The sequence below is a fragment of the Massilia sp. CT11-108 genome (assembly GCF_047302915.1).
In the GTDB taxonomy this organism is placed as follows: Bacteria; Pseudomonadota; Gammaproteobacteria; order Burkholderiales; family Burkholderiaceae_D; genus Telluria; species Telluria orientalis.
Map to the genome: position 1 here is coordinate 1 of NZ_JBKYMO010001441.1, position 294 is coordinate 294.

At 73.1% G+C, this 294-nt stretch carries 1 pseudogene; it reads right to left on the minus strand.

Annotation, left to right across the window (positions count from 1 at the left end):
• Nucleotides 1-197, minus strand: a pseudogene (locus ACEN88_RS35185) (type II secretion system F family protein); the annotation flags it as partial.
• Nucleotides 198-294: the final 97 nt, after the last annotated feature.

Here is a 294-nt window from a genome sequence, read left to right on the forward strand (position 1 = left end):
GCCAGCGCCAGCGCGATGTCCGGCAGGTAGCAGCCGGCCGTCGCCGCGGCGGCGACCCACAGCAGCAGGGTCATGCCCGTCGCCTCGTGCGACACGCGCAGGGCCAGGTACGTGGGCGCGCCGGCCAGCGCCGGCAGCAGCGTCTTCAGGCCGAAGAACAAATGCGGCGCCTTCGGATGGCGGATCCCGGCATGCATGAACCTGACGCGGATCGGCGACGTGTCCCAGTCGCCGGACGGCGTCGACAACCGGGCGAACGGCGTCACGGCGTCGGTGATCCGCTCGCGCCAGGCC